The sequence below is a fragment of the Bradyrhizobium sp. LLZ17 genome (genome assembly GCF_041200145.1).
Lineage (GTDB): Bacteria > Pseudomonadota > Alphaproteobacteria > Rhizobiales > Xanthobacteraceae > Bradyrhizobium.
Map to the genome: position 1 here is coordinate 2,991,999 of NZ_CP165734.1, position 26,960 is coordinate 3,018,958.

Below are 26,960 nucleotides of genomic sequence, written 5' to 3' on the forward strand. Positions count from 1 at the left end.
GAAAACTGCCCGAAATTGCCGCGAATATGGCCGCGCATTTGCCGGAACATTGACAGGACGCATGCATTGGCAACGGGTCGCGCCACCGGCGCTTCCGAAGACTCATCTCGAAGGAGTTGCCTATGCGGAACAGGATTCTTGCTCTTGCCGCGCTCGCAGCCGCGATCGGCTCGCCGGTCGCAGCGCAGGCGCAAACCGATATCACGGTGGGGCGCGCGCCCGTCGTGGTCGATAGCGGCCCGACCATCGCGGTCGAACAGCGGCCGGCGTTCCGCGACTATGTCGTCGAACAACGTGTGCCGGCTTTCAGCATTCCGGGTCGCGTGGTGGTCGGTGCCACCTTACCTGAGACCGGCGTCACGTATTACGACGTGCCGCAACGTTTCGGCGCCACCACTTACCGCTACACCGTCGTCAACGGCGAGACCGTGCTGGTCGAGCCGCGCTCGCGGCGCATCGTGGAACTCATCGACTAGTTTGGACGCGTTTTCTTCACGCAACTTCGCCTTGAAAACGCTCTCCACAACTCGATGTCCGGCGCGTCACATCAGGCTGGCGCGCATCGCGTAGTACGGACATCAGGCCCCGCCCGGTCGTCCCCCCGCCGGGCGGGGCTTTTTGTGTGCTTCGTCATTCCGGGGCGCGCGGAGCGCGAGCCCGGAATCCATCGCGCCGCGCGTGACGAGGAGAAATGGATTCCGGGTTCGCGCCAAGTGGCGCGACCCAGAATGACGCCGGTGTTTACCGCCGACCGCGCCTCAGTCCTGGATCTTCGAGAAGTCCGCCACCGCACGCGTGGCGCTGCGGATCTCATTGAGCAGCTTCAGGCGGTTCTCGCGCACCTTCGCATCCTCGTCGTTGACGCGAACCTTCTCGAAGAACGCATCGACCGGCGGGCGCAGTTTTGCCATCGCGCTCATCGCGGCGGCGAAGTCTTCTTTGGCCACAGCGGCACTGGCTTCCGCCTTCACCTCTCCGATTGCCTTCGCCAGCGCCTTCTCCTCGCCGAGGCTGTAAAGTGCAGCATCCGGCGCGCCATCGAAGCTGCGCTTGTCCTTTTTCTCCTCGATACCAAGGATATTGCTGGCGCGCTTGATGCCGGCGAGCAGGTTCTTGCCATCGTCGCTCTCGAGGAATTTTCCGAGCGCCTCGACGCGGCGGACGATCATCAAGAGATCGTCCTGACCGCCGAGTGCGAACACGGCGTCGACAAGATCGTGCCGAGCACCCTGCTCGCGGAGCTGGACCTTGAGACGGTCGGCGAAAAAGGCGAGCAGATCGCTCGGAATCTTCTGCGCATCGGTAGGCTTGACTGACAAACCCGAGAGCGCCGAAGCAGCTAATTTCATGAGCGACAGCCGAAGCGTGTTCTCGGCGATCAACCGGATCACACCCAGCGCCGCGCGACGCAACGCATACGGGTCCTTGCTTCCCGTCGGTTTTTCATCAATTGCCCAGAAGCCGACAAGCGCGTCGATCTTGTCGGCGAGCGCGACCGCCACGCTGACGGGGTCGGTCGGCACGCGATCCGCAGGCCCTTGCGGCTTGTAGTGCTCCTCGCAGGCCGCGGCGACGGAAGCGTCCTCGCCCTGGGCCAGCGCGTAGTACTTGCCCATCAGCCCCTGCACTTCCGGAAATTCGCCAACGACTTCGGTCAGCAAATCCGCCTTGGCGAGATGCGCGGCACGCGTCGCTTTGGCGACATCGGCGCCGACCAGCGGCGCGATCTCGGCGGCGAGACGCTCGATGCGCCTGATCCGCTCGGCCTGCGTGCCCAGCTTCTCGTGGAACACGATCTGCTCGAACTTCGGCAGCCGATCTTCCAGCTTCGTCTTCAGATCCGTCTCGTAGAAGAATTTCGCATCCGAGAGGCGCGGGCGGATCACGCGTTCGTTGCCGGCGACGATGGTGTTGCCGCCGTCGGGCGCCTCGATGTTGGCGGTGAGGACGAATTTGTTGGTCAGCTTGCCCGTCTTGGCATCCCTGACGACGAAGCACTTCTGGTTGTTGCGGATGGTGGCGCGGATGACCTCGTCGGGGATCGCGAGATATTCTTTCTCGAACGACCCCATCATGACCACCGGCCATTCGACGAGACCCGAGACCTCGTCGAGCAGCACCTGATCCTCGACCAGCTCAAGACCCTGCGCAAACGCCAGCTCCTTGGCGTCGGCGAGGATGATGTCCTTGCGCGTCTGCGGATCGAGAATGACCTTGCCGGCCTTCAGCTTGGCTTCGTAGTCTTCGAAGCGACGCACAGAAATCGCCGCAGGTGCCATGAAGCGATGGCCATAGGTAGTCTGGCCGGCCTCGATGCCGTCCACCGAAAATTTCACGACATCGGGGTCTTCGGTTTCCAGGCCGAAGGTGGCGGTGATCGCGTGCAGCGGGCGCACCCAATTCAGCGAGCCCGGCTTGCCGGAGCGTGCGCCCCAGCGCATCGATTTCGGCCAGGGAAAGGTGCGGATGATCACGGGAAGGATCTCGGCGATCACCTCGATCGCCGGGCGGCCGGGCTTCTCGATCAGCGCGATGTAGAAATCGCCCTTCGGATCGCGCTGGATCTTGGCTTCGTCGAGCGACTGCAAACCCGTCGCTTTCAGGAAGCCCTGCACGGCCGCATCCGCGGCGCCGATCTTCGGTCCACGGCGTTCGGTCTTCAGATCAGGCTGGCGCGCGGGAATGCCGTGCACGGTGAGTGCCAGGCGGCGCGGCGTCGCGAAGGCCTTGGCGCCTTCATAGACGAGGCCTTCGGCAACGAGCTTGTCGGTGACCATGCGGCGCAGATCGTCGGCCGCCTTGGCCTGCATGCGCGCGGGGATTTCTTCCGAGAACAGTTCGAGCAACAATTCGGGCATCAGGCCGCTCCACCGGCTTCGGTGTGCACCCAGGCGTCGCCGCAAGCCTTGGCCAGGTCGCGCACGCGAAGAATGTAGCTCTGCCGCTCAGTCACCGAGATCACGCCACGCGCATCGAGCAGGTTGAAGACGTGGCTCGCCTTGATGCACTGGTCATAGGCCGGCAGCGCCATCAGGTGCGCCTCGCGCTTGCCGTCCTTCCAACCTGCATCGAGATATTTCTTGCAGGCGGCTTCCGCCATCTTGAACTGCTCGAATAGCATGGCGGTGTCGGCGACTTCGAAATTGTGCTTCGAATATTCCCGCTCGGCTTGCAGGAACACATCGCCATAGGTGACCTTGGCGTCACCGTCGCGGCCGTTGAAGTTGAGATCGTAGACGCGGTCGACGCCCTGCACATACGTCGCGAGACGCTCGAGCCCGTAAGTAAGCTCGCCCGCGACCGGCGCGCATTCGACACCCGCAACCTGCTGGAAATAAGTGAACTGGCTCACTTCCATGCCGTCGCACCAGCATTCCCAGCCCAGGCCCCAGGCGCCCAGCGTCGGGCTCTCCCAATCGTCCTCGACGAAGCGGATGTCGTGCACGGCGGAATCGATGCCGATGGCGGCGAGCGACTTCAGGTACAGCTCCTGAAGGTTCGGCGGCGACGGCTTCATGATCACCTGAAACTGGTAGTAGTGCTGCATCCGGTTCGGGTTCTCGCCGTAGCGGCCATCCTTGGGCCGGCGCGAGGGCTGCACATAGGCGGCATTCCAGGGCTTCGGCCCGAGCGCGCGCAGCGTGGTCGCCGGATGGAAGGTGCCCGCGCCCATCTCCATGTCGTAGGGCTGCAGGATCACGCAGCCCTGCTCGGCCCAGAACCGCTGGAGCGCGAGGATAAAGCCTTGGAACGAGCGTTCCGGGCGCATATGGGCGGGCAATGAGGCGTCCATCGTCAGGTCAGGCTCTCGCGGGGGGTTTTGAATCGCGCGGGACCGTATCGACGGCGGGGGTGGAATCAAGGCAAAGGCGGTGGATCCGAGTTTAACGACTGCCGTAGGGTGGGCAAAGGCGCGAAGCGCCGTGCCCACCATGTTGCTGGGACTGCGATACTGGCGGTGGGCACGCTTCGCTTTTGCCCACCCTACGGCACCTTGTTACCCGGCAGCGCCTAACCCGGCCGGTAAGCCCCGCTGACGGGGTCACGCTTCAATGTCTGGATGTTTCCCATATGGGCGGCCTCGGCGACGCGCGAGAGGCGCATCTCCTCCAGCTCTTGGTTGATCCGGAGTGCGGTCTTGTACGCCCAGCGGACCACGGCAAGCCCGCCCAGGACGCCCGCGAATGCAACGAACGGCGGCATCGGTCGATCCTTGTTCAATGCTCAGCCCCCACGAGCATTCTTGCGCAGACCGGGCGGCGCCGCAATTGGCTCGGCCGGACCAAATGGCGCGGGTGGCCACGCGCTAGAACCCGAATTTCGCCCAGATCGCACGGGTCTCGACCGCCGAAATCAGATCGTCCGGCAAGCCTGCCATTGATTCCATGACCGAAAGCTGGCCCGCGCCGGGCGATTTCCGCCCCAGAAGACCGCTGAGCAGCCCGGTTGGCTGGGCGATCACAGGGGTGAGAACCTTCTCGCCATAGCGGGCACGAAGAGTTGAGCGGAGATCGCCGATGCCGTCGGCGAGCCCCAGCCCGATTGAGCTCTCGCCCGCCCAGTACTCGCCGGTGAACAGGGTGTCGTCCGCGCCCGTGAGCCGCGCGCCGCGGCTCTCCTTCACCAGCGCGATGAAGATCTGGTGGATCTCGCGCTGGAGCGCCTTCAGCTTCGCGACGTCGTCGGGATTTTCGGGAAGGAACGGATCGAGCATCGCCTTGTGTGCGCCGGCCGTATAGAGGCGCCGCTCGATGCCGAGACGCTTGATCGCTTCCTGGAAACCAAAGCTGCCGCCGACGACGCCGATCGAGCCGAGAATCGAGGATGGATCGCAAAAGATCTCGTCGCCCGCGCAGGCGATCATGTAGCCGCCGGAGGCCGCGACGTCCTCGACGAACACCAAAACCTTCAACTTCTTCTCCGCCGCGAGCTGCTTGATGCGCAGATAGATCTGGCGCGACTGCACCGGCGAGCCGCCCGGCGAATTGATCACCAGAGCCACCGCCTTGGCGTTACGGACGGAGAACGCTCGCTCCAGCACCCGCGCGACGCCCGCAAGCGTCATGCCTGGGCGCAATGGCGTCACGGCCCCGATCACGCCTGACAGCCGCACCACAGGCACCACCGCCGTGCCCGGGCGGAAGCGCGCCGGCACATATTGCATCAGTTTGTCGGCAAAGCCGGAGTTACTGCGATCGTTCAATTGTTCGGCCATGCCGTTACCTCTGGTTAACCAATTTTTATCACGCGACTGTCATTGAAGATGCCTGGAACGTGTTTTGCAGATTGCCCCTTGGGAGGCTGCAATGAGGCAGCGGAGAACAAGAACATGAAGATCTATCTGCTGTTGCTGCTGATCGGTGCCCTTTTCGCAGCGATTCGCTTCACGTCCCCACAGGAACAGCAGTCGGAATCGCTGCCGCAGTAGGCCTTCACGGCTCTGCCAGCGCCAAGACCGCCCTCCCTTCCAGAATATTAGTCACCTCTTTTTTAGGCATTCGTGACTCATCATTGAGCACAAAGCCCGGCAACAGCCGAGTCGGCGCCCGACCGCCTTTGACGGCACGCACCAGCACGCGGATTGCAGGGCTTGCCGCCTCGCCATGAACCGGCAGGATCGACAGGCTGCCGAAGCCGCGCGACAGCGCTGCCAAAACCTCTGCTATCCCATCCGCGCGCCAGATCAAGGTCAGTGCGCCGTTCGATCGCAGGATGCGCCGGGCTGCATGCACCCAGCCATCAAGCGTCTCGCCCGTTGCGACATGCGCGATCTGCCGCGCCTGATCGGGCGAGCCGCGATGCCGCGCGGGATCGTTGAAGGGCGGGTTCATCAGCACGCGATCGACGCTGTCGGGGACGAGCCCATGTGCCGCAAAATCCTGCGCGCCGGCGGTGACATCGAACACGATCGTCTCCGCATCAATCGCATTCGCCGCCGCATTTTCGCGCGCAAGTTCCGCCAGCTCCGGATCGATCTCGACCAGGCTCAGCCTGATCCCGCTCACGCGCCGGGCCAGTGCCAGCCCGGCCGCGCCGACGCCGGCACCGAAATCGACCACACGGTCACCAGCCTGGGCTTCGGTCGCTGCCGCAAGCAAGATGGCGTCGTGACCGGCACGGTGGCCGGAGCGCTTCTGCTTCAACAGCAATTGCCCGCCGAGAAAGGCATCCTCGGTGATCTCGAGAGCGGCCTCAATCATCGCCGCGCAGTTCGTGGTTGAGCCCGGCGTCGGTCAGGAGCTGCCGCGCCTCAAGCGCGTCATCCTCGTGAACCAGGATCCGGCGCGGCAAAATGCCGAGCGAGCCCTCGATGATGCTCATGTTCTGGTCCAGCACCAGATGATGGATGTTGGCGCCGTCGAGCAGTGCGCCTATGGCTGATACCAGCACGATATCGTTGGTCCGAACCAGTTCTCGCAAAACACAGGCCTCCTGCCTGACGGGGGTCGACGGCAAATGTCAATGGTTCCGCAGGTCTTGCCGCATCCGCGTCCAGTTTCTATTGTCTTTCCGTCAGAATAGCCCTTCCGGGGCAAATATTGGAGACCGGCGTGGCCGTCATCGTACCTTTCGAAACTCCCGGCGCGTCGATCGAAGAGCTGGTTGCCCTTGTCGCTCCCGACATGGAGCGCGTCAACGCCACGATCCTGTCGCGGACCGGCTCCGAGGTGACCATGATCCCGGAGGTGGCCAACCACCTGATCTCCTCCGGGGGCAAGCGGCTGCGTCCGATGCTGACGCTCGCCATGGCCAACCTCGCCGGCTACACCGGCGACGGCCATATCAAGCTCGCCGCCTCCGTCGAGTTCATGCACACCGCCACGCTCCTGCACGACGACGTCGTCGACGAGAGCGAGATGCGCCGCGGCAAACTGTCAGCGCGCATGCTCTGGGGCAACGAGGCGAGCGTGCTGGTCGGCGACTTCCTGCTGGGGCAGGCCTTCCGCATGATGGTCGAAGTCGGCTCGCTGCGCGCGCTCGACATCCTCTCGGCGGCGGCCGCCACCATCGCCGAGGGCGAGGTGATGCAGCTTGCGGCTGCCAAGAACACCGCGACCACCGAGGACGAATATCTCGCGGTGATCCGCGGGAAGACCGCCGAGCTGTTCGCTGCCGCCTGCGAGGTCGGGCCGGTGATCGCCAACCGCCCGAAGGCCGAGCAGACCGCCTGCCGCTCGGTCGGGATGAATCTCGGCATCGCCTTCAGCTCGTCGACGACGTGCTCGACTATGGCGGCAAGAGCGCAAAACTCGGCAAGAACACCGGCGACGATTTTCGCGAGGGCAAGATCACGTTGCCCGTGGTGCTCGCCTTCCGCCGTGGCAATGACACCGAGCGCGCGTTCTGGATCCGGGCATTGGAGCGCGGCGAGATCGGCGACACCGACCTCGATCACGCCATCGGCCTGATGAACAAGCACCGCGCGCTCGAGGATCTGCTGAGCCGCGCCCAGCACTATGGCGCCATGGCGGTCGACGCGCTGGCGCTGTTCCCGTCCTCGCCGATGAAGAGCGCGCTGGAGCAGGTGGTGGCGTTCTGCCTGGCAAGGTCGCATTAGTTTTTTACGTCTTAGCGCTTGCCGCTAGCCACACATTCAGTGTCGTGCCGGCGAAGGCCGGGACGACATGGTTGAGGTAGCGCCACCACTGCATCAACAGCATCATTGCGAGCGGAGCGAAGCAATCCAGGATCTTTGCCGCGGAGAGACTCTGGATTGCTTCGCTGCGCTCGCAATGACGGAGCAAGCTGCACGGGCACGCCCCTCCAACCTGCATTTCGCCTCGCAGAAACCTCCTTCGCAGTTCCGGCGCATTTGCACACGTCCGCAAGACCAACTCTAGTAACTTGCGTTTTGCAAGTCACTGACCTACCTTCTCCGCCATGCAGCCTAAATCGCCCTCCATCCTGGAATGCCCGGTCGGCCGTGCCGTGGAGACTGTGGGGGAGTGGTGGAGCATCCTGATCCTTCGGGATGCGTTCCAGGGCTCGACCCGGTTTGACGAGTTCGAGCGCAATCTGTCCATCGCGCCGAACATCCTGTCGCGACGTCTCGCCCATCTCACCAAGACCGGGATGTTCGTCCGCCGCCGCTATCATGAACGGCCGCCGCGTTACGAATATGTGCTGACGGACAAGGCGCGGGATTTCTTCCCGGTGATTGCCACGCTGCTCGCCTGGGGCAACAAGCATCTCGCGCCAAAGGGCGAAGCGATCCTGCTGGCGAACCGGGACGATCGTCGTCCGCTTGATCCCGTCGTGGTCAACGCCGCCGACATGCAACCGATCACGCTCGGCAATGCGGTGGTGATCGCAGGGCCCGGCGCGAGCCGCTTGATGCGGCGGCGGCTCACCTCGCTCAAGGCCATGAACCCGGCGGTCGCGCCGGCTGGAGACTGACATGCGTCGTATCGTCGTGACGGGAATGGGCGCGGTATCGCCGCTCGCCTGCGGTGTCGAATTGTCCTGGCGCCGGCTGCTCGCCGGTCAAAGCGGGCTGCGACGCCTGCCCGACTGGTCGCAGGCGCTGCCGGCGCGCATTGCCGGCCTCGTGCCCGACAAGGCCGATGATGCGGACGGCGGCTTCGACCCGGCGCAGGCGGTCGCACCAAAAGACCAGCGCAAGATGGATCGCTTCATCCTGTTCGCGCTGCTCGCGACCGCAGAGGCCGTGGCACAGGCCAAATGGATGCCGCAGGACGCAAGCGCGCGGGAACGGACCGCGACCATCATCGGCTCCGGTGTCGGCGGCTTCCCGGCGATGGCGGAAGCCGTGCGCATCACCGAGCAGCGCGGCGCGCGCCGGCTGTCGCCGTTCACGATCCCCTCGTTCCTCGCTAATCTCGCCGCCGGCCACGTCTCGATCAAATACGGCTACAAGGGCGCGCTGGGCACGCCGGTCACGGCTTGTGCCGCCGGCGTCCAGGCGATCGGCGATGCCGCGCGCATGATCCGCGCCGGCGAAATCGACGTCGCGATCTGCGGCGGCGCGGAAGCCTGCATCGACATCGTCAGTCTCGGCGGCTTTGCGGCGGCACGTGCGCTGTCGAGCGGATTCAACGACGAGCCCGCGCGCGCCTCGCGCCCGTTCGATCGCGACCGCGACGGTTTTGTCATGGGCGAAGGCGCCGGCATTCTGGTGATCGAGGAGCTGGAACATGCGCTTGCGCGCGGCGCCAGCCCGATCGCCGAGATTGTCGGCTACGGCACCACCGCGGATGCCTATCACATGACATCGGGTCCGCCGGATGGCGATGGCGCCCGCCGCGCCATGGAGATTGCGCTCCGGCAGGCGAACCTTGCGCCCGCCGAGGTGCAGCACCTGAATGCACATGCGACTTCGACGCCGGCCGGCGACGCGAGCGAGCTCGGCGCTATCGCCGCGCTGTTCGGCCGTGACCGCAGCATCGCGGTGAGTGCGACCAAATCGGCAACCGGCCATCTGCTCGGCGCCGCCGGAGGCCTCGAGGCAATCTTTACCGTCCTCGCTTTGCGCGACCAGATCGCTCCTCCGACGCTCAACCTTGAACACCCGGATCCGGGTGCCGAGGGCCTGGACATCGTCTCTGCTGCGGCCCGGCCGATGCCGATGCAGCACGCCATCTCGAACGGATTTGGCTTTGGCGGAGTGAATGCCAGCGTAATCTTTCGCCGGTTAGCCTGAATGACGGGACTTGCAATCATGCCGGGCATCGCTACGACAACAGGATGATCGAAACCGATTTCTGGCTATTCCTGGCGGCCGCACTCGTCATCGCTGCCATCCCCGGTCCGGGCATTTTCTGCGTCGCGGCACGGACCTTGTCGGAAGGGCGGACAAGCGGATTTGCCTCGACCGCAGGCACGGCGCTCGGCGGGCTGGTTCACGTGGTGGCGGGCAGCGTCGGCATCTCCGCGATTATTCTCGCGAGCGCCGAACTGTTCACGGCCGTGAAGTTCGTGGGCGCGCTGTATCTGGTCTGGCTCGGCATCAAGACCTTCCGCAACGCCGGTCGCGCGCTGTCGCTCGAGAGCGAAGCCGTTGGCGACAAGCGCGCCTTCCGCGACGGCGTGCTGGTCGAAGCGCTGAACCCGAAGACCGCGGCGTTCTTCCTGGCGTTCATTCCGCAGTTTCTCGATCCGGCGGCAGCGAACCCCACGCTGCAATTCATCGTGCTCGGCGCGATCTCGGTGACGCTGAACACGTTCGCCGACGTCGTTGTGGTGCTGATGGCGTCGGCGACGCGCACCCAGCTGGTCGGAAGGCCGCACCTGATGCGGCGCCTCACGCAGGGCTCCGGCGTTTTCATCGCGGGCCTCGGCCTGTCGCTCGCTTTGGCGCGGCGGCCGGCAAATGGCTAACGCCCCGCAAAAGCCGCTTCTATGAGTCTCACGGCCTGCGGCTGCACTATGCCGATTGGGGCAATGCGGGAGCGCCGGTCGCCATCCTGGTTCACGGCGGCCGCGATCATTGCCGGAGCTGGGATGTCATCGCCCGGTCGTTGCAGCCACATTTTCACGTGATCGCACCCGACCTGCGCGGCCACGGCGATTCCGACTGGACCAGAGGCGGCAGCTACGCGCTGACCGAGTATGTGTACGATCTCATCCAGCTCGTACGCCACATCGCGGCGCCTCAAGTGACACTCATCGGCCATTCCATGGGCGGCATGGTGAGCCTGATTTTTTCTGGATCGTTCCCCGAGCAGGTCGCAAAGCTGGTCGTGCTCGACGGCGTGACCATGCTGCCGGACGCGCCCAGAGCGCCAACGCATGAACGCATCAGCAAATGGGTCGGCCAGTTGGACAAACTGCACGTCCGCACGCCGCGCCGCTATTCGACTCTCGAAGCTGCGGCCGCTCAGATGGTGCTTCACAACAAGCGACTGTCCCGCGACCTCGCGCTGCATCTTGCAACGCACGGCTCGCGACAGAACGAGGACGGCAGCTATAGCTGGAAGTTCGATCCCTACCAGCGCGCCTCCGCGCCGCATCGGCTCTGGCCTGACGATCACGTCGCGCTGTGGTCGCGCATCGCTTGCCCGACGCTGCTGCTCAATGCCGGCGAAAGCTTTCTCGCGGGACCCAAAGCGGCAGGCCTGGAACGCTATTTCCAGCAGGCGCACATCGAGACCATCGCTGGCGCCGGGCACTGGCTGCAGCATGACAAGCCGCAAGAGGTGCTGGATGAGATCCGGCGGTTTCTCGGGCTGGGCAAGGACGCTGCGGGCTAGCTCGGCGACGTCCGCGTCATTGCGAGCGCAGCGCGCTGCGCTCGCAATGACGAACAAATTTAGCTCAACGCGCGATCGCTAGGGTGCGACGGCGATATAGGGAATGCAACCGACCACCGCGACAAGCTGGATCGCATTGCTCAACATGCCGCCCCAGTGCAGCCGTCGCAACCGGCGCACTGCATCGGAATGGCCTGCATCTCTGTCCTGAAGCCGCGCATCCATCTGCCGCAGGAACCAGCGGCGCGACCAGGCTGCGAGAACCGCGATCAGGCAGATGCCGACGGCCAAAATCGGGCGACCAGCCAGAGCAACGGCGATCGTCCCGACGGCACCGGCAACTGCCAATGCCAGGAAATAGCCGTTGAACATCCCGCGCAACAGCTCGGCGACGGTCGGGACATCCAGCCTCACCAGCAGAAAGGCGGGAGCCGCCAGCAGGAGGTAAAACATCGGAAGCAGCAGGATGATGGTGGCGAACAGGGCGACATTGTCTGGCGTCATCCAAACACCCTTTCCTCTGCCCGCCGGCCAAGAAGCTTCTCGCGGCTGACGAGCAATATCGGCCGCACCCCATCACGAGCGCCATTGGGCTTTGGTCGGAGGCGATAGGCGGACGTGCCTAACTCAACGTCCCCGCATGCACCCACCACCCGGAGTGGTCCCGGCGAATCTTCTCGGCAGCGGCATGCGCATCGGTGGGCGCGCCGAAAATCGCAAAGCAGGTCGCACCCGAGCCGGACATGCGGGCGAGCTTGACACCGCGGGAGTCGCGCAGAGCTTCCAGCACATCGCCGATCACCGGTTCGATGCGCAGCGCGGGCGCTTCGAGATCGTTCGGGACGGTTTCGAGAACGTCGACCCAGTCGGCAATGGAGGCGCCTTCCTCCGGCCAAGCGGGGGCCTCAAGGACGGAGGTGGCGCCGACCAGCAGGTCGCCATTGCGCAGGCCGAGCGCCTTGAACACGTCCTTGGTCGCGACCGGCACGCGCGGATTGACCATGACGCAGGGCATACTCGGCAGCGCCAGCGGCAATAGCTGCTCGCCGACCCCTGTCATGTCGCAGGCGCGCGAGAACAGACACACCGGCACGTCGGCACCGGTCGCGAGCGCGACCCGCTGCAGGCGGGGATCATCGAGCGACAGATTGTTGAGACGCGCCAGCAACCGCAACGCCGCCGCCGCATCGGCTGAACCACCGCCGATGCCGGCTGCGACCGGCAGCACCTTGTCGAGCGCGAAGGCGCCCAATTTCAGGTTCGGCACCGCCTCTGCCAAAAGCTTGGCGGCCTTGAACACGAGATTGTCGGTGGTGTCGCCGCAGGCCGCCGCGAGCGGTCCCGTGGTGGTGAGCTTCAGCTCGCCACCCGGCTCCAGCGTGAGCCGGTCGGCGCAATCTGCGAACGCGACCACGCTTTCGAGATCATGATAGCCGTCGGCACGACGGCCGACGACGCGAAGGCTCAAATTGACCTTCGCGCGTCCCTCTTCCATCAACGCCGGCATTGGCGACCAACCCCCAAAAGCACCCTCAGCCGCCCTTGCCGTCGTCCTTCTTCTTCTCTGCCTGCGCGGCCGAAGAGTTTGGAGTGTCCTCCGTCAAACCATTGGAGATCTTGGCCTCGATCTTCGGCAGCTCGTCCGGCTCGGGCTTGAGGTCGCGGGCGTGCGCCCACTGGAATTTTGCTTCCAGCGTGCGGCCGACGCGCCAATAAGCGTCGCCGAGATGATCGTTGATGGTGGGATCCTCGGGCTTGAGGTCGATGGCGCGCTCGAGGTTCTTCACCGCCTCCTCGTAATTGCCGATGCGGTAATAGGCCCAGCCGAGGGAGTCGACGATGTAACCGTCGTCCGGACGCTGCTCGACGGCACGCTTGATCATCTTCATGCCTTCGTCGAGATTCACGCCCTGGTCGATCCAGGAATAGCCGAGATAGTTGAGGACATGCGGCTGGTCGGGCTGGAGCTCGAGCGCCTTCTTCATGTCGGCTTCGGCCTTGCCCCACTCTTTGGAGCGCTCCTCGCAAATGCCGCGATAATAGTACCAGACGCTGTTCGCCTTGTCGTTTCCGGCCGGCAGCACGTCGATCCCTTGCGAATAGGTCGCACCGCAGTCGCCGAACTTCTTGCGGCCGCGCTCGAGATTACCGAGCGCCATGATGGCTTCGAGATCCTTGGGGTCTTCGCTCACGACGCTCTTGAGGATCTTGATCGCCTCGTCGGTGCGGTCGGCGGAATCCAGATCGACCGCGAGCTGGATCTGTGCGTTGCGCTTCAAGGGCGACGACGACGGCACGCGCTCATAGACCTTGATCGCCATCTGCGGCCGCTTCACCGATTCGTAGAGGTCGGCGAGCGAGAGCAGCGCCAGCGGATGCGTGGGCTGGAGATAGAGCGCGAGCTGGAGATAGACCAGCGCAAGATCCTCGCCCCCGCGGCGGGTCAGCGTGGCGCCGATGCCATAGAGCGCCTCGGCCGCGCCGGCCTGCGCGGAATCGACCAGCGGCGGCATCTTCTTGCCGGCCTTGGTCTCCCGCAGGCCTTCCAGGATCAGCGGATGGCGGGCGAGCTTTTTGTCGAAAGCCTCGTAGACCGCGGTCGCGGAAGCCGCGTCCTTGTTGCGTGACAACCACCGGCCATAGGCCTCGGTGACGCGCAGCATGGAATCGTCGAGCTTGTAGGCGCGCTCGAAACGCGTACCTGCGTCCTTCTCCTTGCCGGAGAGCTCGAGGATCAGGCCGGCATGCAGATCCTTGAACAGCGGATACCATTCCGGTCCCGCCAGCTTGTCGATGCTGGCGACAGCGCCCTTGGCGTCGCCGGCGCCGTAAGCGGCCCAGCCGGACAATAGGGTCGCGACCAGATCGGTGATCGGGCCGCGAATCGACTGGTTGATGTTGCTCTGCGCGCTCGGATATTTCTTGAGCTTGAGGTCGTGCACGCCGACCACGAGGCGCGCGACGCGGTTGGTCTTGTCGATGGTCAGGATACGCTCGGCGAGCTTGACCGCTTCATCGATATCGCCGTCCGCGACCGAGGAGATGAAGGCACGGTCGAGCAGCTCGTTGTTCTTGGGATCGCTGCGCAGCGCGGAGCGATAGAAGGCCGCGGCGGAGGCCGCATCGCGCTCGACGCTGGCGTGGCGCGCGGCGAGATAGCTGCCGGACGTGGTCAGCGCCTTCAGATCGTTTCGGGTCGGAAACTGCGCCGCCGTGTCGGCCGGATGATCCGGCGTCTGCGCCCGGACCCCGCCGGGGACCGTCGCGAGCGCTGTGCCCATGAGGGCGATGGCGGCAACAGTCCAGCGGTTAAAACGATTTGAAAACATCAGGGCTCGCCTTGAGTTGGTAGTGCCTGGGTTTGGAGCAGAAGGCCGTCTCGCATGCGAACGCGGCCGGCGACATCGGGACCCGGAACCGTCAGGGCCGGACAATGCCGCTTTTGGCGCCTCACCGCAAGGATTCGGACCGTGCGGTCCCCTCCGCGCGCCCCGAACCGGCCTGAGGTGCCCCAAGACGCTGCTAGTATGGCCTTATCGTGGCCGCAGCCGCCGGCTACGCCCCGGTTCCCACGCGAACGTGCGCTCCGTCACCTTTCGCGACTTGGTGCGCCGTTACATCGCCTCGTAGTTCGGGCCGCCGCCGCCCTCCGGCGGAACCCAGGTGATGTTGCCGTTGGGATCCTTGACGTCGCAGGTTTTGCAATGAACGCAGTTCTGGGCGTTGATCTGGAAGCGCGGGCCCGCACTCTCCTCGACCCATTCATAGACGCCGGCCGGGCAATAGCGATTCGATGGACCGGCAAAGACATCATGCTCGGACATTTTCTGCAGATTCATGTCGGCCACCTTGAGATGGACCGGCTGGTCCTCCTCATGATTGGTATTGGACAGGAATACTGACGACAGCTTGTCGAAGGTGATCTTGCCGTCCGGCTTCGGGTAATTCTTGGGCGCGTGCTGTTTCGCCGGATCGAGCGTCGCGCGGTCGGGCTTCGCATGCGACTGGGTGCCGAACATCGAGCCGCCGAACAGCGTGTTGCACCACATGTCGAAGCCGCCGAGCGCAACACCGATCACGGTGCCGAACTTCGACCACAGCGGCTTGACGTTGCGGACCAGGAAGAGGTCCCGGCCCACGGACGACGAGCGCCAGGCGTTCTCGTAATCGACGATCTCGTCATTGGCGCGATTGGCAGCGACGGCGGCCGCGACATGTTCGGCGGCAAGCATGCCGGTGCCCATCGCATTGTGCACGCCCTTGATGCGGGGGACGTTGACGAAACCGGCCGCGCAGCCGATCAGCGCGCCGCCTGGGAAACTCAGCTTCGGCACCGACTGGTAGCCGCCTTCCGTGATGGCGCGGGCGCCGTAAGCGAGCCGCTTGGCGCCCTCGAAGGTGCCGCGGATCGCCGGATGGGTCTTGAAGCGTTGGAACTCATCGAACGGCGATAGATACGGATCGTCATAGTTCAAATGCACGACGAAGCCGACCGCAACGAGATTGTCGTCGTAGTGATAGAGGAATGAGCCGCCGCCGGTCTTCAGGTCGAGCGGCCAGCCGAAGGAATGCTGGATCATGCCCTTCTGGTGCTTGGCGGGGTCGATCTGCCAGACTTCCTTCAAGCCGATGCCGAACTTCGACGGCTCGCTGTTGGAGTCCAGCGCGAACTTCGCGATCAGCTGTTTGGTCAGGCTGCCGCGCGCGCCTTCGGCGAACAGCGTGTACTTGCCGAGCAATTCCATGCCACGGGTAAAGGAGTCCTTTGGCTTGCCATCCTTGCCGATGCCCATGTCGCCGGTGGCGATGCCCTTCACCGCGCCCTGCTCGTCATAGAGCACTTCGGCCGCGGCAAAGCCCGGATAGATCTCGACGCCGAGCGCCTCGGCCCTGCGCGCCAGCCAGCGGCAGACATTGCCGAGCGATCCGATATAGCAGTGATGGTTGTCCATCAGCGGCGGCATGATGAAATTCGGCAGCCTGATCGCGCCGCCAGCCGTCATCCAGTAGAAGCGGTCATCCTTGACCTGCGTCTTCAGCGGGCAGTCGGAATCCTCGCGCCAGTCGGGGATCAACTTGTCCAGCCCGGCCGGATCGATCACGGCGCCGGAGAGAATGTGCGCGCCGACCTCGGAGCCCTTCTCCACCACGACGACGTTGAGATCGGCATTGAGCTGCTTCAGCCGGATCGCGGCCGCCAGGCCCGAGGGGCCGGCGCCGACGATGACGACGTCGAATTCCATGGATTCGCGCGGGGGAAGTTCTTCGATGCTCATCTGATCTCAGCCCTTGAGACGGTTCCTCGGTCGTTTGCGCTCCCTTGTTTCCGATTTTTCCGGGTAGGACAACCACGGAAATGCGTTCCGCTGGGATGCAAGGCGCCCGAAACTGATATAGAAGCCTGACTTTCCAAATGATCCCCGAACCCGCACCCACCGTCCGAGAGCTGCTCGCCTTCTATCTGGAGGCCGGTGTCGACTGCGCGCTCGCAGAAGAGCCGGTAGACCGCCTGGCGGAAATGGATGCTCCGCCTCCGGCCCCGCGTGCGACACCTCCGATCGAGGCCCCGCGGCCTGTCACCGCGCCCGCCGTGATGCGGGGCGAGGCCGCTCCCGCACCCGAGATCGCCATCGCCTCCGCACGCGATGCCGCGCGCACCGCGCCGACGCTGGAGGCGTTGCGCGAGCTGATGCAGAATTTCGAGGGCTGCGCGCTGAAGCACACCGCGACTCGGCTGGTGTTCGCCGATGGCAATCCGCAGGCCCGCATCATGTTCGTCGGCGAGGCGCCGGGCCGCGACGAGGACATCGAAGGACTGCCGTTTGTGGGGCGCAGCGGCAAGCTGCTCGATTTGATGATAGGAGCCATCGGCCTCAACCGCACCAGCGCCTATATCGCCAATGTGATTCCGTGGCGGCCGCCCGGCAATCGCACGCCGACGCCGCAGGAGACGCAGATCTGCCTGCCCTTCATTCAACGCCAGATCGAACTGGTGAATCCCGACGTGCTGGTCACACTCGGCAATCCCGCGACGCAGACGCTGCTCTCGACCCGCGAAGGCATCATGCGCACTCGCGGCCGCTGGTTTGATTACGAGACCGGCGCGCGCACGATCCGGGCACTGCCGACGTTCCACCCGGCCTATCTCTTGCGCTCGCCATCCTACAAGCGGCTGGCCTGGCAGGATCTGCGGGCGATCGCGAAGGTGCTGGCGGGCGCGTGAGGGACGGATACTCCTTCCTCGTCATTGCGAGCGAAGCGAAGCAATCCAGAATCTTTCCCAGGAGGGACTCTGGATTGCCTCGTCGCAAGAGCTCCTCGCAATGACGGCGGAGAGAGCCGCGCGCGCCTATGTCCCCTTCGGCCGCACAATGGCCCAGCCGATGCGCAGGAGCTGCTGGCGTCCGGTCACCAGCCATTCGAAGGCGCGCGGCACTTCCGGCACGATGTCCGGAAAACGCTTGAGGATATCGGGCGGCGGGGTGCCGGCAGTGTCGGAGGCGCGCCAGACCACCACGCCGCCAGTCTCGGCGAAGCGCGCGGGCGTCATCCACGGCGTGCGCGTGGGCTCGGCATCGATGAAGAGATGCGGCCGGCCGGAATGCAACGTGATCAAGCTGGCAAGCTGCGTCTCGCCGGCGACCGCGCGGAGGCGGTGATTGGTGCGGCGGGCAAAGCTGTCGTCGAAGAAGTCCGAGATCGCGCGCGCCGGCATCGAGGTCGCGATCTCGCCGGTGCCGCTCCAGGGCAGAAACAGCACCGCCAGCGCGACGCCGGCGGCGGGGGCGACGATTGCGGCGGCCCACACCGTGCGCAACATCCGGGCACGGCGCATCGCGATGAGATCGCCGGCCGCCACGACCACGGCGAGGCCGGACATCACCAGCACGACCCCGGCACCAGCGACGACAGCCTCGAGCCCGAGCAGGCCGGAGATCAGGACCGCGCCGATCACCGGGGCGAGCGCAAAGAAATAGACGAAGTTGCGCGCGAGTGGCTCAACCGGCGGCCGGTAGATGATGGGCGCTTCCTCGCTCTTGCCGGCGAACAGGCCGGTGTTGAGGAACGTCAGCACCGGGATCGCCGCCGTGCCGAGCACGAGCCCGCCGAACAGCCAGGCCGCGTGCAGCGCGCGGGCGTTCAGGTCCGAGATTTGCGGCAAGGCCGGCAGGACAAGCGTCTCCGCACGCATCAACCAGACCGCATAGGGCAGCGCCAGCACGGCGACCACGATCAGCGCAAACAGCGGATCGAGCGCGCGCAGCGTCTTGCGGCCACGCGCAGTCGAGAACGCAAAGATCACGAGCAGCATGAGCAGGAAGATCGCGGCGGGCGTGGTCAGCAGCAACAAGCCTGCCTCGATCGACCAGGCGAACCAGGCGTTGCCGCGACGCTGGCCGATGATCTGCCAGGAATGCAACAGCAGCAGCGTCCAGAGCGGCCGCGCCAGTATCAAGGGGCCGAAGTCGAGCGCGGGCGAGGAGAAGGCCAGCGCAGTCATGGTCAGCAGCACGGCGAGCACCGCATGCTGGGTGCCGACCACGGCGCGCGCGAGATGGTAAAGCGCGACGAAGGTCGCGATCTCGCACAGTTCGGCCAGGACATAGACGCCCAACATGTGGCCGCCGGCGGCGCGATAGGCGATGTCGGCGAGCCAGAGCGGCAGCGGCGGGCCAAGATCGGTGCCGACCTGGTATTCGCGGCCAAAGGCCAGCAGCGTCGCCAGGTTGCCGGGCGGGCTGCGGTAGAACATCAGCGCCACCAGCAGCCACATCGCGGCCTGCAACAGCACGGCGATCCATACGATCAGCCGCGGCCGGGCGCGAATGAGCTCGATGACCAGGGAGGTAAACCGCATGCAACGTCCGAAAGATGCAGCCAACCCGTCCAGCCGGCCCTATTCGCTCACGATTGTTTTGATAAAGGGCACTGCGCGTCGTGGCAACGACAGTCTGCTCTAGAGGCTGGCGGACGCATCGATTTCGATGGCCGCTTCCACCTGCATCTCGGCCTCGGCGACAGCAAACAAGTCCTGCACCGGCTCGACCGTCCAGGGCATGTGCTTGGCGCGGGCGGCGACGACGGGGGCGAAGAAGCTGCGGTGGTGCACGGTGGGCCCGAGGCGGTCGAGGGCATCGAGATGCTCCGGAACGGCATAGCCCTTGTGCTGCTCGAAGCCGTAGCCCGGGCAGTCCTGCGCCAGCGCGCACATCAGCCGGTCGCGCGTCACCTTTGCGATGATAGAAGCTGCCGCGATCGACAGGACGATGCCGTCGCCGCCGATCACGGCCTCACAGTCGCAGGTGGTATCCAGACGGTCGCGACCATCGACAAACACGTGGCGTGGCGGCTCGGGCAGCGCCACCACCGCGCGCTTCAAGGCCCAGAGCGAGGCGCGCAGGATATTGTCGCGGTCGATGCGGGAGCGCGAGGCGACCGCGACGGAGACCTGCGCCGTCGCGCAGATCTTGTCGAACAGTTTTTCACGTTCCTCCGCGGTCAGGCGCTTGGAATCGTCGATGCCGCGCGGAATGCGGTCGGGATCGAGAATTACCGCAGCCGCCACCACGGGACCGGCGAGCGGGCCGCGGCCGGCCTCGTCGCAGCCGGCGACCGGCCAGATGCCGCGCTTGATCAGCGCGCGCTCGCGGCGGAAGCTCGGCGAAGCAACCGCGATGACGCTTTTCTTGGCCGCACCCTTGCCCGGCTCGGCATTCCCGATCGAAGCCTTCTCAGGCTTTTGAGGCGCGACCTTCTTGGCCGGCTTGCTGACGGACTTGTCCCGAATCATGGCCGGGATCGTGCGCACGCGCCTCCGGCCAGCGCAACCGGGAACCCCGGGCAATTCCCGTTATTCAACGACTCCTCCAGAACAGACTGAGCTGATCGCCCTCCCGCTTCGGCCTCGCAAAATGATCAATCGTCAGCTTGGAGCGGCGCTTGTTCAGCCCGAGCCTCTCGCAGGCGATCTCGAAGCGGCGGCCGATGGTCCAGGCCATCGGGCCGGTGCCCTTCATCCGCTCGCCCCATTTGGCGTCGTAGTCGCGACCGCCGCGCATGTCGCGGATCAGCGTGAAGACGTGGCGGTAGCGGTCCGGATAGTTCGCCATCAGCCATTCGCGGAAGAGATCGCGGACCTCCAGCGGCAGCCGCAGCAGCACGTAGGAGGCTTCCTTGACGCCGGCATGGGCGGCGGCATCGAGAATACGCTCGATCTCGGAATCGTTCAGCGCGGGGATCACCGGCGCCACCATGACGGTGGTCGGAATGCCGGCCTCCGAGAGCTGCTTCAGCGCCTCCAGCCGCTTCGGCGGCGTCGAGGCGCGCGGCTCCATGGTGCGCGCCAGCTTGGGATCGAGCGAGGTAACGGAGATTCCGACCTTGGCGAGGTTGCGCCTGGCCATCCGCGCGAGAATGTCGATGTCGCGCAAGACCAGCGCCGATTTGGTGACGATGCCGACGGGATGGCCGGTGCGCTCCAGCACCTCCAGAATGCCGCGCATGATTTTGCGCTCGCGCTCGATCGGCTGGTACGGATCGGTGTTGGTGCCGATCGCGATCATCCGCGGCTCGTAGCCGGCCGCGGCGAGTTCCTTCTCCAGCAGCGCCGGCGCGTCGGGCTTCACGAACAGCTTTGACTCGAAATCGAGCCCCGGCGACAGGCCGAGATAGGCATGCGTCGGCCGGGCGAAGCAATAGACGCAGCCATGCTCGCAGCCGCGATAGGGATTGATCGAGCGATCGAAACCGATGTCCGGAGAATCGTTGCGGGTGATCACCTTGCGCGAGGTGTCGATGGCCACCGTGGTCTTGAACGGCGGCAAATCTTCGAGGCTTTGCCAGCCGTCGTCGAAGGCGACGCGCGCCTCGGCCTCATAGCGGCCGCTGGCGTTGGATTGCGCGCCCCGGCCTCGCCTGCGCTGGCGGTCGATGGCGACCGCCAGCTCAGGAAAGTCGGAAGCCGCACCCGCCGGCTCGGAGGGCGCCGTGACCGGCAGGTGCTTGAGAGCATGAGAGGATGCTGGACTCATGAAGCCAAGATAGCACGACGAAAGAACAAATCAAGAACACAAACAAAAAACTGGAAAACAATCCCATGCAAAGTAGCCGCCCAAATTTCGGGCGCGGTGACTTGACGTCCCGCAACACGGCTGTCCCGGGCATCACGTCTGATGCCGGTCGGGGATCAATCGTCGCGCAACATGGTTGGTGACGAGCGCTGGGTGAAAGTCGGCAGGAACATGACAATCCAACAAAAAACGACCGCCGCGAGCGGCGACCTCGATCTCCTCGATCGCTACTGGCGCGCGGCGAACTACCTTTCCGTCGGGCAAATCTATCTTCTGGACAACCCGCTGCTGCGCGAGCCGTTGCGGCCGGAGCACATCAAGCCGCGTCTGCTCGGCCATTGGGGCACCACGCCCGGCTTGAACTTCATTTACGCCCATCTCAACCGGGTGATCCGCGCGCTGGACCTGAATGCGATCTATATCTGCGGTCCCGGTCATGGCGGACCGGGCATGGTCGCCAACACCTATCTCGAAGGCAGCTACAGCGAGATCTATCCCGACATCGCGCGCGACGCGGACGGATTGCGCAAGCTGTTCAGGCAGTTCTCCTTCCCGGGCGGCATTCCGAGCCACGCCGCGCCGGAAACGCCGGGTTCGATCCATGAAGGCGGCGAGCTCGGCTACGCGCTGGTCCACGCCTATGGCGCGGCCTTCGACAATCCCGACCTGCTCGTGGCCTGCGTCGTCGGCGACGGCGAGGCCGAGACCGGGCCGCTCGCGGCGTCCTGGCACTCGAACAAGTTCCTCAATCCCGCGCATGACGGCGCGGTGCTGCCGATCCTGCATCTCAACGGCTACAAGATCGCCAACCCGACCGTGCTCGGGCGGATGCCCGACAGCGAGATCCGCGAGCTTTTTCGCGGGCTTGGCCATGAGCCGCTGTTCGTCGAGGGCGACGATCCCAAATTGATGCACCGGATCATGGCGGATGCGCTCGACGTCGCGCTCGCCAGCATCCGCTCGGTCCAGCGGCATGCTCGCGACGGGCGCAAAAACGTCGAGCGGCCGCGCTGGCCGATGATCGTGCTGCGCAGCCCCAAGGGCTGGACTGGCCCCAAGGAGGTCGACGGCCTCAAGGTCGAGGGCTTTTGGCGCGCGCATCAGGTTCCAGTCTCGAACTGCCGCGAGAATCCGGCGCATCTGAAACTGCTCGAAGACTGGATGCGCAGCTACGAGCCGGAAAATCTCTTCGACGCGAACGGCACGCTCATCCCCGAGCTTCAGGTGCTGGCGCCCGAAGGCAGCCGCCGCATGGGCGCCAATCCGCACGCCAATGGCGGGCTGTTGAAGAAGGAGCTGAAGCTGCCTGACTTCCGCAGTTTCGCGGTGGACGTGCCGGAGCCGGGCGGCGTCATCGCAGAAGCCACGCGCGAGCTCGGCAAATTTCTGCGCGACGTCATCCGCCTCAACGCGCAGACGCGCAACTTCCGCATCGTGGGACCGGACGAGACCGCGTCAAACCGGCTCGATGCGGTGTTCGAGGCGACCGAACGAGTGTGGATGGAGCCGATCGAACCTTACGACGTGCATCTCGCGCAGGACGGCCGCGTGATGGAGGTCTTGAGCGAGCACCTTTGCCAGGGCTGGCTCGAAGGCTACCTGCTCACCGGACGGCACGGCTTGTTCTCGTGCTACGAGGCCTTCATCCACATCGTGGATTCCATGTTCAACCAGCACGCCAAATGGCTCAAGGTGACGCGGCATTTGCCATGGCGGCGCCCGATCGCCTCGCTCAACTATCTCCTGACCTCGCATGTCTGGCGCCAGGACCACAACGGCTTCAGCCATCAGGATCCCGGCTTCGTCGATCTCGTCGCCAACAAGAAGGCCGACATCGTCCGCATCTATTTCCCGCCCGACGCCAATACGCTGCTATGGATCGCCGACCATTGCCTGCGCACCTACGATCGCGTCAATGTCATCGTCGCCGGCAAGCAACCTGCCCCCCAATGGCTCTCGATGCGAGACGCGGCCACGCATTGCGACGCCGGCATCGGCATCTGGACTTGGGCGGGCACGGAGGAGGCGGGCCACGAGCCCGACGTGGTGATGGCCTGCGCGGGCGACGTGCCGACGCTTGAGACGCTCGCCGCCGTCGACCTTCTGCGCAATGCGTTGCCCGAGCTGAAGATGCGCGTCGTCAACGTCGTCGATTTGATGACGCTGCAACCGAAGGAGCAGCATCCGCACGGCCTCGCGGATCGCGACTTCGACACCTTGTTCACGCGCGACAAGCCGGTGATCTTCGCCTATCACGGCTATCCTTATCTCATCCACCGGCTGACCTATAACCGCACCAACCATGCCGGCATGCATGTGCGCGGCTTTGCGGAGGAAGGCACCACGACGACGCCGTTCGACATGGTCGTGCTCAACGAGCTCGACCGTTACCATCTCGCGATCGAGGCCATCGAGCGCGTGCCGGGTCTTGCGGCCAGGGCCGCCGACGTGAAACAGCACTTCCGCGACAGACTGATCGAGCATTCGCACTATGTGCGCGAACACGGCGAGGACATGCCGGAGATCCGCGACTGGGTCTGGCAGAACAGCGCAGGCGGCAAGACTCCGGCCGAAGCCGGCGATTGACGGCAGCCATGTCGGACACCGTTCTGGTTCTCAACTCCGGATCGTCGAGCATCAAGTTCGGCCTGTTCGAGCTGTCGGGGTCCGATCCCGCCCTGCTCTGCAAAGGACTGCTCGACGAGCACGAGACGAAGCCTCGACTCGCCGTGAAGAGCCCGGCGGGCGAGACCCTGTTCGACAAGCAACGCACAGAGGCGGATACGGGCAGCGGTCACCTGTTCGCAGACGTGCTTGGGTTTATCGAAGAGCATTTCGGCGAGCGCCACTTGCGTGCCGTGGGCCATCGCATTGTCCATGGTGGGCCAGACTATTCACGGCCGGTCGAACTGACGGAAGACGTCTACGCGAAGCTTGAAGCGCTGACGCCGCTGGCGCCGCTGCACCAGCCGCGCTGTCTCGCGCCGGTCCATACGATCCGGGCGATCCGGCCCGAGTTGAGGCAGATCGCCTGCTTCGACACCGCCTTCCACCATGGTCTGAGGCCGCCCGCGAGCCGCTTCGCCATTCCGAGACGCTATGAAGAGCGCGGCATCTGCCGTTACGGCTTTCACGGCCTGTCGTTCGAATATGTCGCAGGCCGGCTCGCGGACATCGCGCCCGAGCTTGCCGCCAAGCGCACCGTGATCGCCCATCTCGGCAACGGCGCGAGCCTCTGCGCGCTTCGCAACGGCCGCAGCGTCGACACCACCATGGGACTGACGCCGCTCGACGGATTGATCATGGGCACGCGCTGCGGCACCATCGACCCCGGCGTCCTGCTCTATCTGCAACAGCACGAGAAGATGTCGGTCGAGGACGTGCAGCACCTGCTCTATCAGGAGTCGGGCCTGCTTGGGGTATCCGGCATCTCCGCCGACATGCGCTCGCTGCTTGCGAGCGGCGAGGCTGCGGCAAAGGAAGCGATCGATCTCTTCACGTTCCGTGCGGCGCAGGAGGTCGCAGTCATGGCGAATACGCTTGAAGGGCTGGATTGCCTAGTCTTCACCGGAGGGATCGGCGAGCACGCGCCGCAGATTTGCAGCATGATCGGTGAGCGGCTGGCATGGCTCGGCGCGCGCATCGATCCCATCGCAAATGACGCGGCGCACGAGTGCATCAGCGGCAGCGACAGTGCCGTCGACATCTTCGTCATCCCGACCAATGAGGAATTGATGATCGCGCGACATTGCGCGGCGGTGTTGCAGCGATGAACGCTCGTTCGATTAGGTATCCTGGGCAAAGCGAAGCGTGCCCACCATTCAGTGTTCGCGATGAAGGTGGTGGGCACGGCGCAAGTGCGCCTTTGCCCACTCTACGATTCCAGACTCGTGGAGACATACCCTTCACCCAGGTGAGTTTGCGTCTCCTCACGGTGCTGCCCTCTCCCACAAGGGGCGAGGGCACGGTCACGCGCATCTCGCTCGCGGACCGGATTGCTCCAGCGACGCGCCTGTGCGGACTTCTTCCTGCTCAGTGAATGCCGGTATAAATCTGAAAACAGCCGATCGCGACTTCGATCACGATCAGTATCACCACCGCGATTTCGAGGCGGAGGGAACGCTGGGTGTCGATGATGTCCGTCAGCGCGTTGGCGGTCGCCGACACTGCCGTGAGCTTGCGCTCGAGCGTGTCGAGGCGCTCCTTCAGCTCGTACTCGTCTTCGAGACGGGCATAGAGCCGGTCGAGCTCCGGCTTCTCCCAGAGCACGTCGGGCTTCTCGGCGACAGCAACACGGCCAGCAACGCGCTGCTGCACCAGCAGCGCGTTGCCGATCAGTTGCAGAATGCCCTTGCGCCGGCGCGGCGTGCGGCCGTGCTCGGCGAGCTCGCGCGCAAAAGGCTCGATAACATCGAAGACCGCGGCGACACGCCGCTCGTCGCGCGCCAGCGACGTGCTCTTGGCAAGAGCGTCCGCAACCAGCAGCAGCCGGTCGTCGGAGAATTTGGCAAGGCAGATCGGCCCACCCGGCTGGATCGCCTCGGCGCTTTCGTCGCTGCAAAGCTGCGCCTGTGCGGTCTCCTCTTCATAGGGGCTGAACTCGCCGGTGACCCGCGGCTTGAGGCTGTCGATCAGAACCTTCTCCTCGGAAGGAAGCAGGCCGATCAGCACCACGACGCCGTAACGGAAGATCACGGCCAGGCCGGCATGGATCCGGAAGGCGGCGGGCGTCGAGGACACCAGCGTGCCGATATCGAGGCCTGATGCATTGATGCGGTCGCCCAGCATCAGGGCGCGGATCCGCAAGGTCGGCGCGGCGTCCTGCTTCGACGATATTGGCGGAGTGCCAATGGAGAGTTGATCGACATTCACGCGAATATCCTCCTTGCGCGACCCGGCTTTCTACGGAGTCGGCACCGCTGCCGAAACATTTGGCAATTTTGCCACCCGCGCGCGACACATTTGGCTGCGTTGGACAGACGGGGATTTACCATCGCAAGCCGAAGCGTGCCAAAAAGTTGCACTCGGCGACGCCGGGTGTTTATGACACCGTCATAACAGGCTACGCTTCTCCCGAAGTCGCAGACACCGAAGCCCAAATCATGCTGAGCGTCATCATTCCGACCGACGGCGTCGAGCAGACGGCGGTCGCAAGTCTGGCCGCGCTGGTCCCCGGTGCTGCGGCCGGCGTCGTCCGCGAAGTTCTCCTCGTCGACGGCACCCGCAACGGCGTCATCGAGCGCGTTGCCGATGTCGCGGGCTGCCGTTTCATCGGCTACGAGGGTTCGTCGCAAGGTGCAGCCCTCGCTGCCGGCGCGCTGCAGGCCCGTTCGCCCTGGCTGATGTTCCTCCCCGCCGGGGCCGTGCTGGAGACCGGCTGGATCGACGAGACCACCCAATTCATCCAGGCCGTCTCATCGAGCGGCCGGGATCGTGCGGCCGTGTTCCGCTACGCCCGTTCCCCCTATTCTGATACCGGATACCGTGACGTCCTGCGCTTCGTCCTGCGCAAGCTTGCCGGCCCGCTGGCCGATCAGGGACTTTTGATCGCGCGTGATCATTACGACCGGATTGGGGGTTATCCGCCCCAAGCCCGCCGTTCCGAAGCGCAGCTGCTGCGGCGGCTCGGCCGTTCCTCCCGGACGCTGCTGCGGAGCCGGATTGTCATGGTCGGCTGACA

The 26,960-nt window shown here is 64.9% G+C and carries 23 protein-coding genes and 1 pseudogene; 10 read left to right on the top strand and 14 right to left on the bottom strand.

Annotation, left to right across the window (positions count from 1 at the left end):
* The first annotated feature begins 122 nt into the window (after nt 1-122).
* Complete coding sequence (locus AB8Z38_RS14775; RefSeq protein ID WP_369725834.1) at nt 123-476, top strand: DUF1236 domain-containing protein; 354 nt, start codon at nt 123-125, stop codon at nt 474-476.
* Nucleotides 477-758: 282 nt separating this feature from the next.
* Here the strand turns inward: AB8Z38_RS14775 and glyS are convergent, their stop codons facing one another.
* From glyS to AB8Z38_RS14805, 6 genes are all read right to left on the bottom strand, one after another.
* Nucleotides 759-2,858, bottom strand: a complete 2,100-nt coding sequence (gene glyS, locus AB8Z38_RS14780) for a glycine--tRNA ligase subunit beta (RefSeq protein ID WP_369725835.1) — start codon at nt 2,856-2,858, stop codon at nt 759-761.
* On the bottom strand, nt 2,858-3,793 hold the full coding sequence (locus AB8Z38_RS14785; RefSeq protein ID WP_369725836.1) for a glycine--tRNA ligase subunit alpha: 936 nt from the start codon (nt 3,791-3,793) through the stop codon (nt 2,858-2,860). The genes glyS and AB8Z38_RS14785 overlap by 1 nt, the downstream gene beginning before the upstream one ends.
* A 218-nt stretch (nt 3,794-4,011) precedes the next feature.
* Nucleotides 4,012-4,203, bottom strand: coding sequence for a hypothetical protein (locus AB8Z38_RS14790; RefSeq protein ID WP_369725837.1), 192 nt, complete (start codon nt 4,201-4,203; stop codon nt 4,012-4,014).
* 103 nt (nt 4,204-4,306) lie between these two features.
* On the bottom strand, nt 4,307-5,215 hold the full coding sequence (locus AB8Z38_RS14795) for a S49 family peptidase (protein WP_369725838.1): 909 nt from the start codon (nt 5,213-5,215) through the stop codon (nt 4,307-4,309).
* Between the two features lie 217 nt (nt 5,216-5,432).
* Entirely contained in the window at nt 5,433-6,200 is a 768-nt protein-coding gene (locus tag AB8Z38_RS14800; protein ID WP_369725839.1) for a tRNA1(Val) (adenine(37)-N6)-methyltransferase, read from the bottom strand.
* A complete protein-coding gene (locus tag AB8Z38_RS14805) occupies nt 6,193-6,420 on the bottom strand; it encodes a DUF2007 domain-containing protein (RefSeq protein WP_369725840.1) in 228 nt (75 codons plus the stop codon). Before AB8Z38_RS14805 ends, AB8Z38_RS14800 begins: the two co-directional genes overlap by 8 nt.
* 131 nt (nt 6,421-6,551) lie before the next feature.
* Between AB8Z38_RS14805 and AB8Z38_RS14810 the strand changes: the two are divergent.
* From AB8Z38_RS14810 to AB8Z38_RS14830, 5 genes and pseudogenes are all read left to right on the top strand, one after another.
* Nucleotides 6,552-7,558, top strand: a pseudogene (locus tag AB8Z38_RS14810) (polyprenyl synthetase family protein).
* A gap of 323 nt (nt 7,559-7,881) precedes the next feature.
* On the top strand, nt 7,882-8,397 hold the full coding sequence (locus tag AB8Z38_RS14815) for a winged helix-turn-helix transcriptional regulator (RefSeq protein WP_369725841.1): 516 nt from the start codon (nt 7,882-7,884) through the stop codon (nt 8,395-8,397).
* Between the two features lies 1 nt (nt 8,398).
* Nucleotides 8,399-9,661, top strand: coding sequence for a beta-ketoacyl-ACP synthase II (gene fabF / locus AB8Z38_RS14820; RefSeq protein WP_369725842.1), 1,263 nt, complete (start codon nt 8,399-8,401; stop codon nt 9,659-9,661).
* A 44-nt stretch (nt 9,662-9,705) separates the two neighbouring features.
* On the top strand, nt 9,706-10,338 hold the full coding sequence (locus AB8Z38_RS14825; protein WP_369725843.1) for a LysE family translocator: 633 nt from the start codon (nt 9,706-9,708) through the stop codon (nt 10,336-10,338).
* Between the two features lie 35 nt (nt 10,339-10,373).
* A complete protein-coding gene (locus AB8Z38_RS14830; protein WP_369726499.1) occupies nt 10,374-11,210 on the top strand; it encodes an alpha/beta fold hydrolase in 837 nt (278 codons plus the stop codon).
* A 78-nt stretch (nt 11,211-11,288) separates the two neighbouring features.
* Here AB8Z38_RS14830 and AB8Z38_RS14835 read toward each other — a convergent pair whose 3' ends face one another.
* From AB8Z38_RS14835 to AB8Z38_RS14850, 4 genes are all read right to left on the bottom strand, one after another.
* Complete coding sequence (locus AB8Z38_RS14835) at nt 11,289-11,714, bottom strand: hypothetical protein (RefSeq protein ID WP_369725844.1); 426 nt, start codon at nt 11,712-11,714, stop codon at nt 11,289-11,291.
* 118 nt (nt 11,715-11,832) lie between these two features.
* Nucleotides 11,833-12,717, bottom strand: coding sequence for a 4-(cytidine 5'-diphospho)-2-C-methyl-D-erythritol kinase (locus AB8Z38_RS14840; protein WP_369725845.1), 885 nt, complete (start codon nt 12,715-12,717; stop codon nt 11,833-11,835).
* Between the two features lie 25 nt (nt 12,718-12,742).
* Complete coding sequence (locus AB8Z38_RS14845; RefSeq protein WP_369725846.1) at nt 12,743-14,539, bottom strand: tetratricopeptide repeat protein; 1,797 nt, start codon at nt 14,537-14,539, stop codon at nt 12,743-12,745.
* 285 nt (nt 14,540-14,824) lie between these two features.
* Nucleotides 14,825-16,486: an electron transfer flavoprotein-ubiquinone oxidoreductase gene (locus tag AB8Z38_RS14850; protein ID WP_369725847.1), complete on the bottom strand. Its 1,662-nt coding sequence runs from the start codon at nt 16,484-16,486 to the stop codon at nt 14,825-14,827.
* Nucleotides 16,487-16,623: 137 nt separating this feature from the next.
* Between AB8Z38_RS14850 and AB8Z38_RS14855 the strand changes: the two genes are divergently transcribed.
* The gene (locus AB8Z38_RS14855; RefSeq protein WP_369725848.1) at nt 16,624-17,433 is read left to right on the top strand and encodes a uracil-DNA glycosylase family protein; all 810 of its coding nucleotides are present in this window, start codon (nt 16,624-16,626) and stop codon (nt 17,431-17,433) included.
* A 126-nt stretch (nt 17,434-17,559) separates the two neighbouring features.
* Here AB8Z38_RS14855 and AB8Z38_RS14860 read toward each other — a convergent pair whose 3' ends face one another.
* The 3 genes from AB8Z38_RS14860 to AB8Z38_RS14870 form a co-directional block, all read right to left on the bottom strand.
* Nucleotides 17,560-19,068 carry a glycosyltransferase family 39 protein gene (locus AB8Z38_RS14860; RefSeq protein WP_369725849.1) on the bottom strand — a complete coding sequence of 503 codons (1,509 nt, stop codon included), beginning with the start codon at nt 19,066-19,068 and terminating at the stop codon, nt 17,560-17,562.
* 99 nt (nt 19,069-19,167) lie between these two features.
* The gene (locus AB8Z38_RS14865; RefSeq protein ID WP_369725850.1) at nt 19,168-20,001 is read right to left on the bottom strand and encodes a ribonuclease HII; all 834 of its coding nucleotides are present in this window, start codon (nt 19,999-20,001) and stop codon (nt 19,168-19,170) included.
* A 64-nt stretch (nt 20,002-20,065) separates the two neighbouring features.
* Nucleotides 20,066-21,241: a PA0069 family radical SAM protein gene (locus tag AB8Z38_RS14870; RefSeq protein ID WP_369725851.1), complete on the bottom strand. Its 1,176-nt coding sequence runs from the start codon at nt 21,239-21,241 to the stop codon at nt 20,066-20,068.
* Between the two features lie 210 nt (nt 21,242-21,451).
* On the opposite strand from AB8Z38_RS14870, the gene AB8Z38_RS14875 reads away from it, so the two are divergent.
* Both AB8Z38_RS14875 and AB8Z38_RS14880 read left to right on the top strand, forming a co-directional pair.
* A complete protein-coding gene (locus AB8Z38_RS14875) occupies nt 21,452-23,866 on the top strand; it encodes a phosphoketolase (RefSeq protein ID WP_369725852.1) in 2,415 nt (804 codons plus the stop codon).
* Between the two features lie 8 nt (nt 23,867-23,874).
* Nucleotides 23,875-25,053 (top strand): acetate/propionate family kinase, encoded by a 1,179-nt coding sequence (locus AB8Z38_RS14880; protein WP_369725853.1) that lies wholly within the window; start codon nt 23,875-23,877, stop codon nt 25,051-25,053.
* A 259-nt stretch (nt 25,054-25,312) separates the two neighbouring features.
* Here AB8Z38_RS14880 and AB8Z38_RS14885 read toward each other — a convergent pair whose 3' ends face one another.
* On the bottom strand, nt 25,313-26,152 hold the full coding sequence (locus AB8Z38_RS14885; RefSeq protein ID WP_369725854.1) for an RMD1 family protein: 840 nt from the start codon (nt 26,150-26,152) through the stop codon (nt 25,313-25,315).
* A gap of 230 nt (nt 26,153-26,382) precedes the next feature.
* On the opposite strand from AB8Z38_RS14885, the gene AB8Z38_RS14890 reads away from it, so the two are divergent.
* The gene (locus AB8Z38_RS14890; RefSeq protein ID WP_369725855.1) at nt 26,383-26,958 is read left to right on the top strand and encodes a glycosyl transferase; all 576 of its coding nucleotides are present in this window, start codon (nt 26,383-26,385) and stop codon (nt 26,956-26,958) included.
* Nucleotides 26,959-26,960 lie beyond the last annotated feature (2 nt).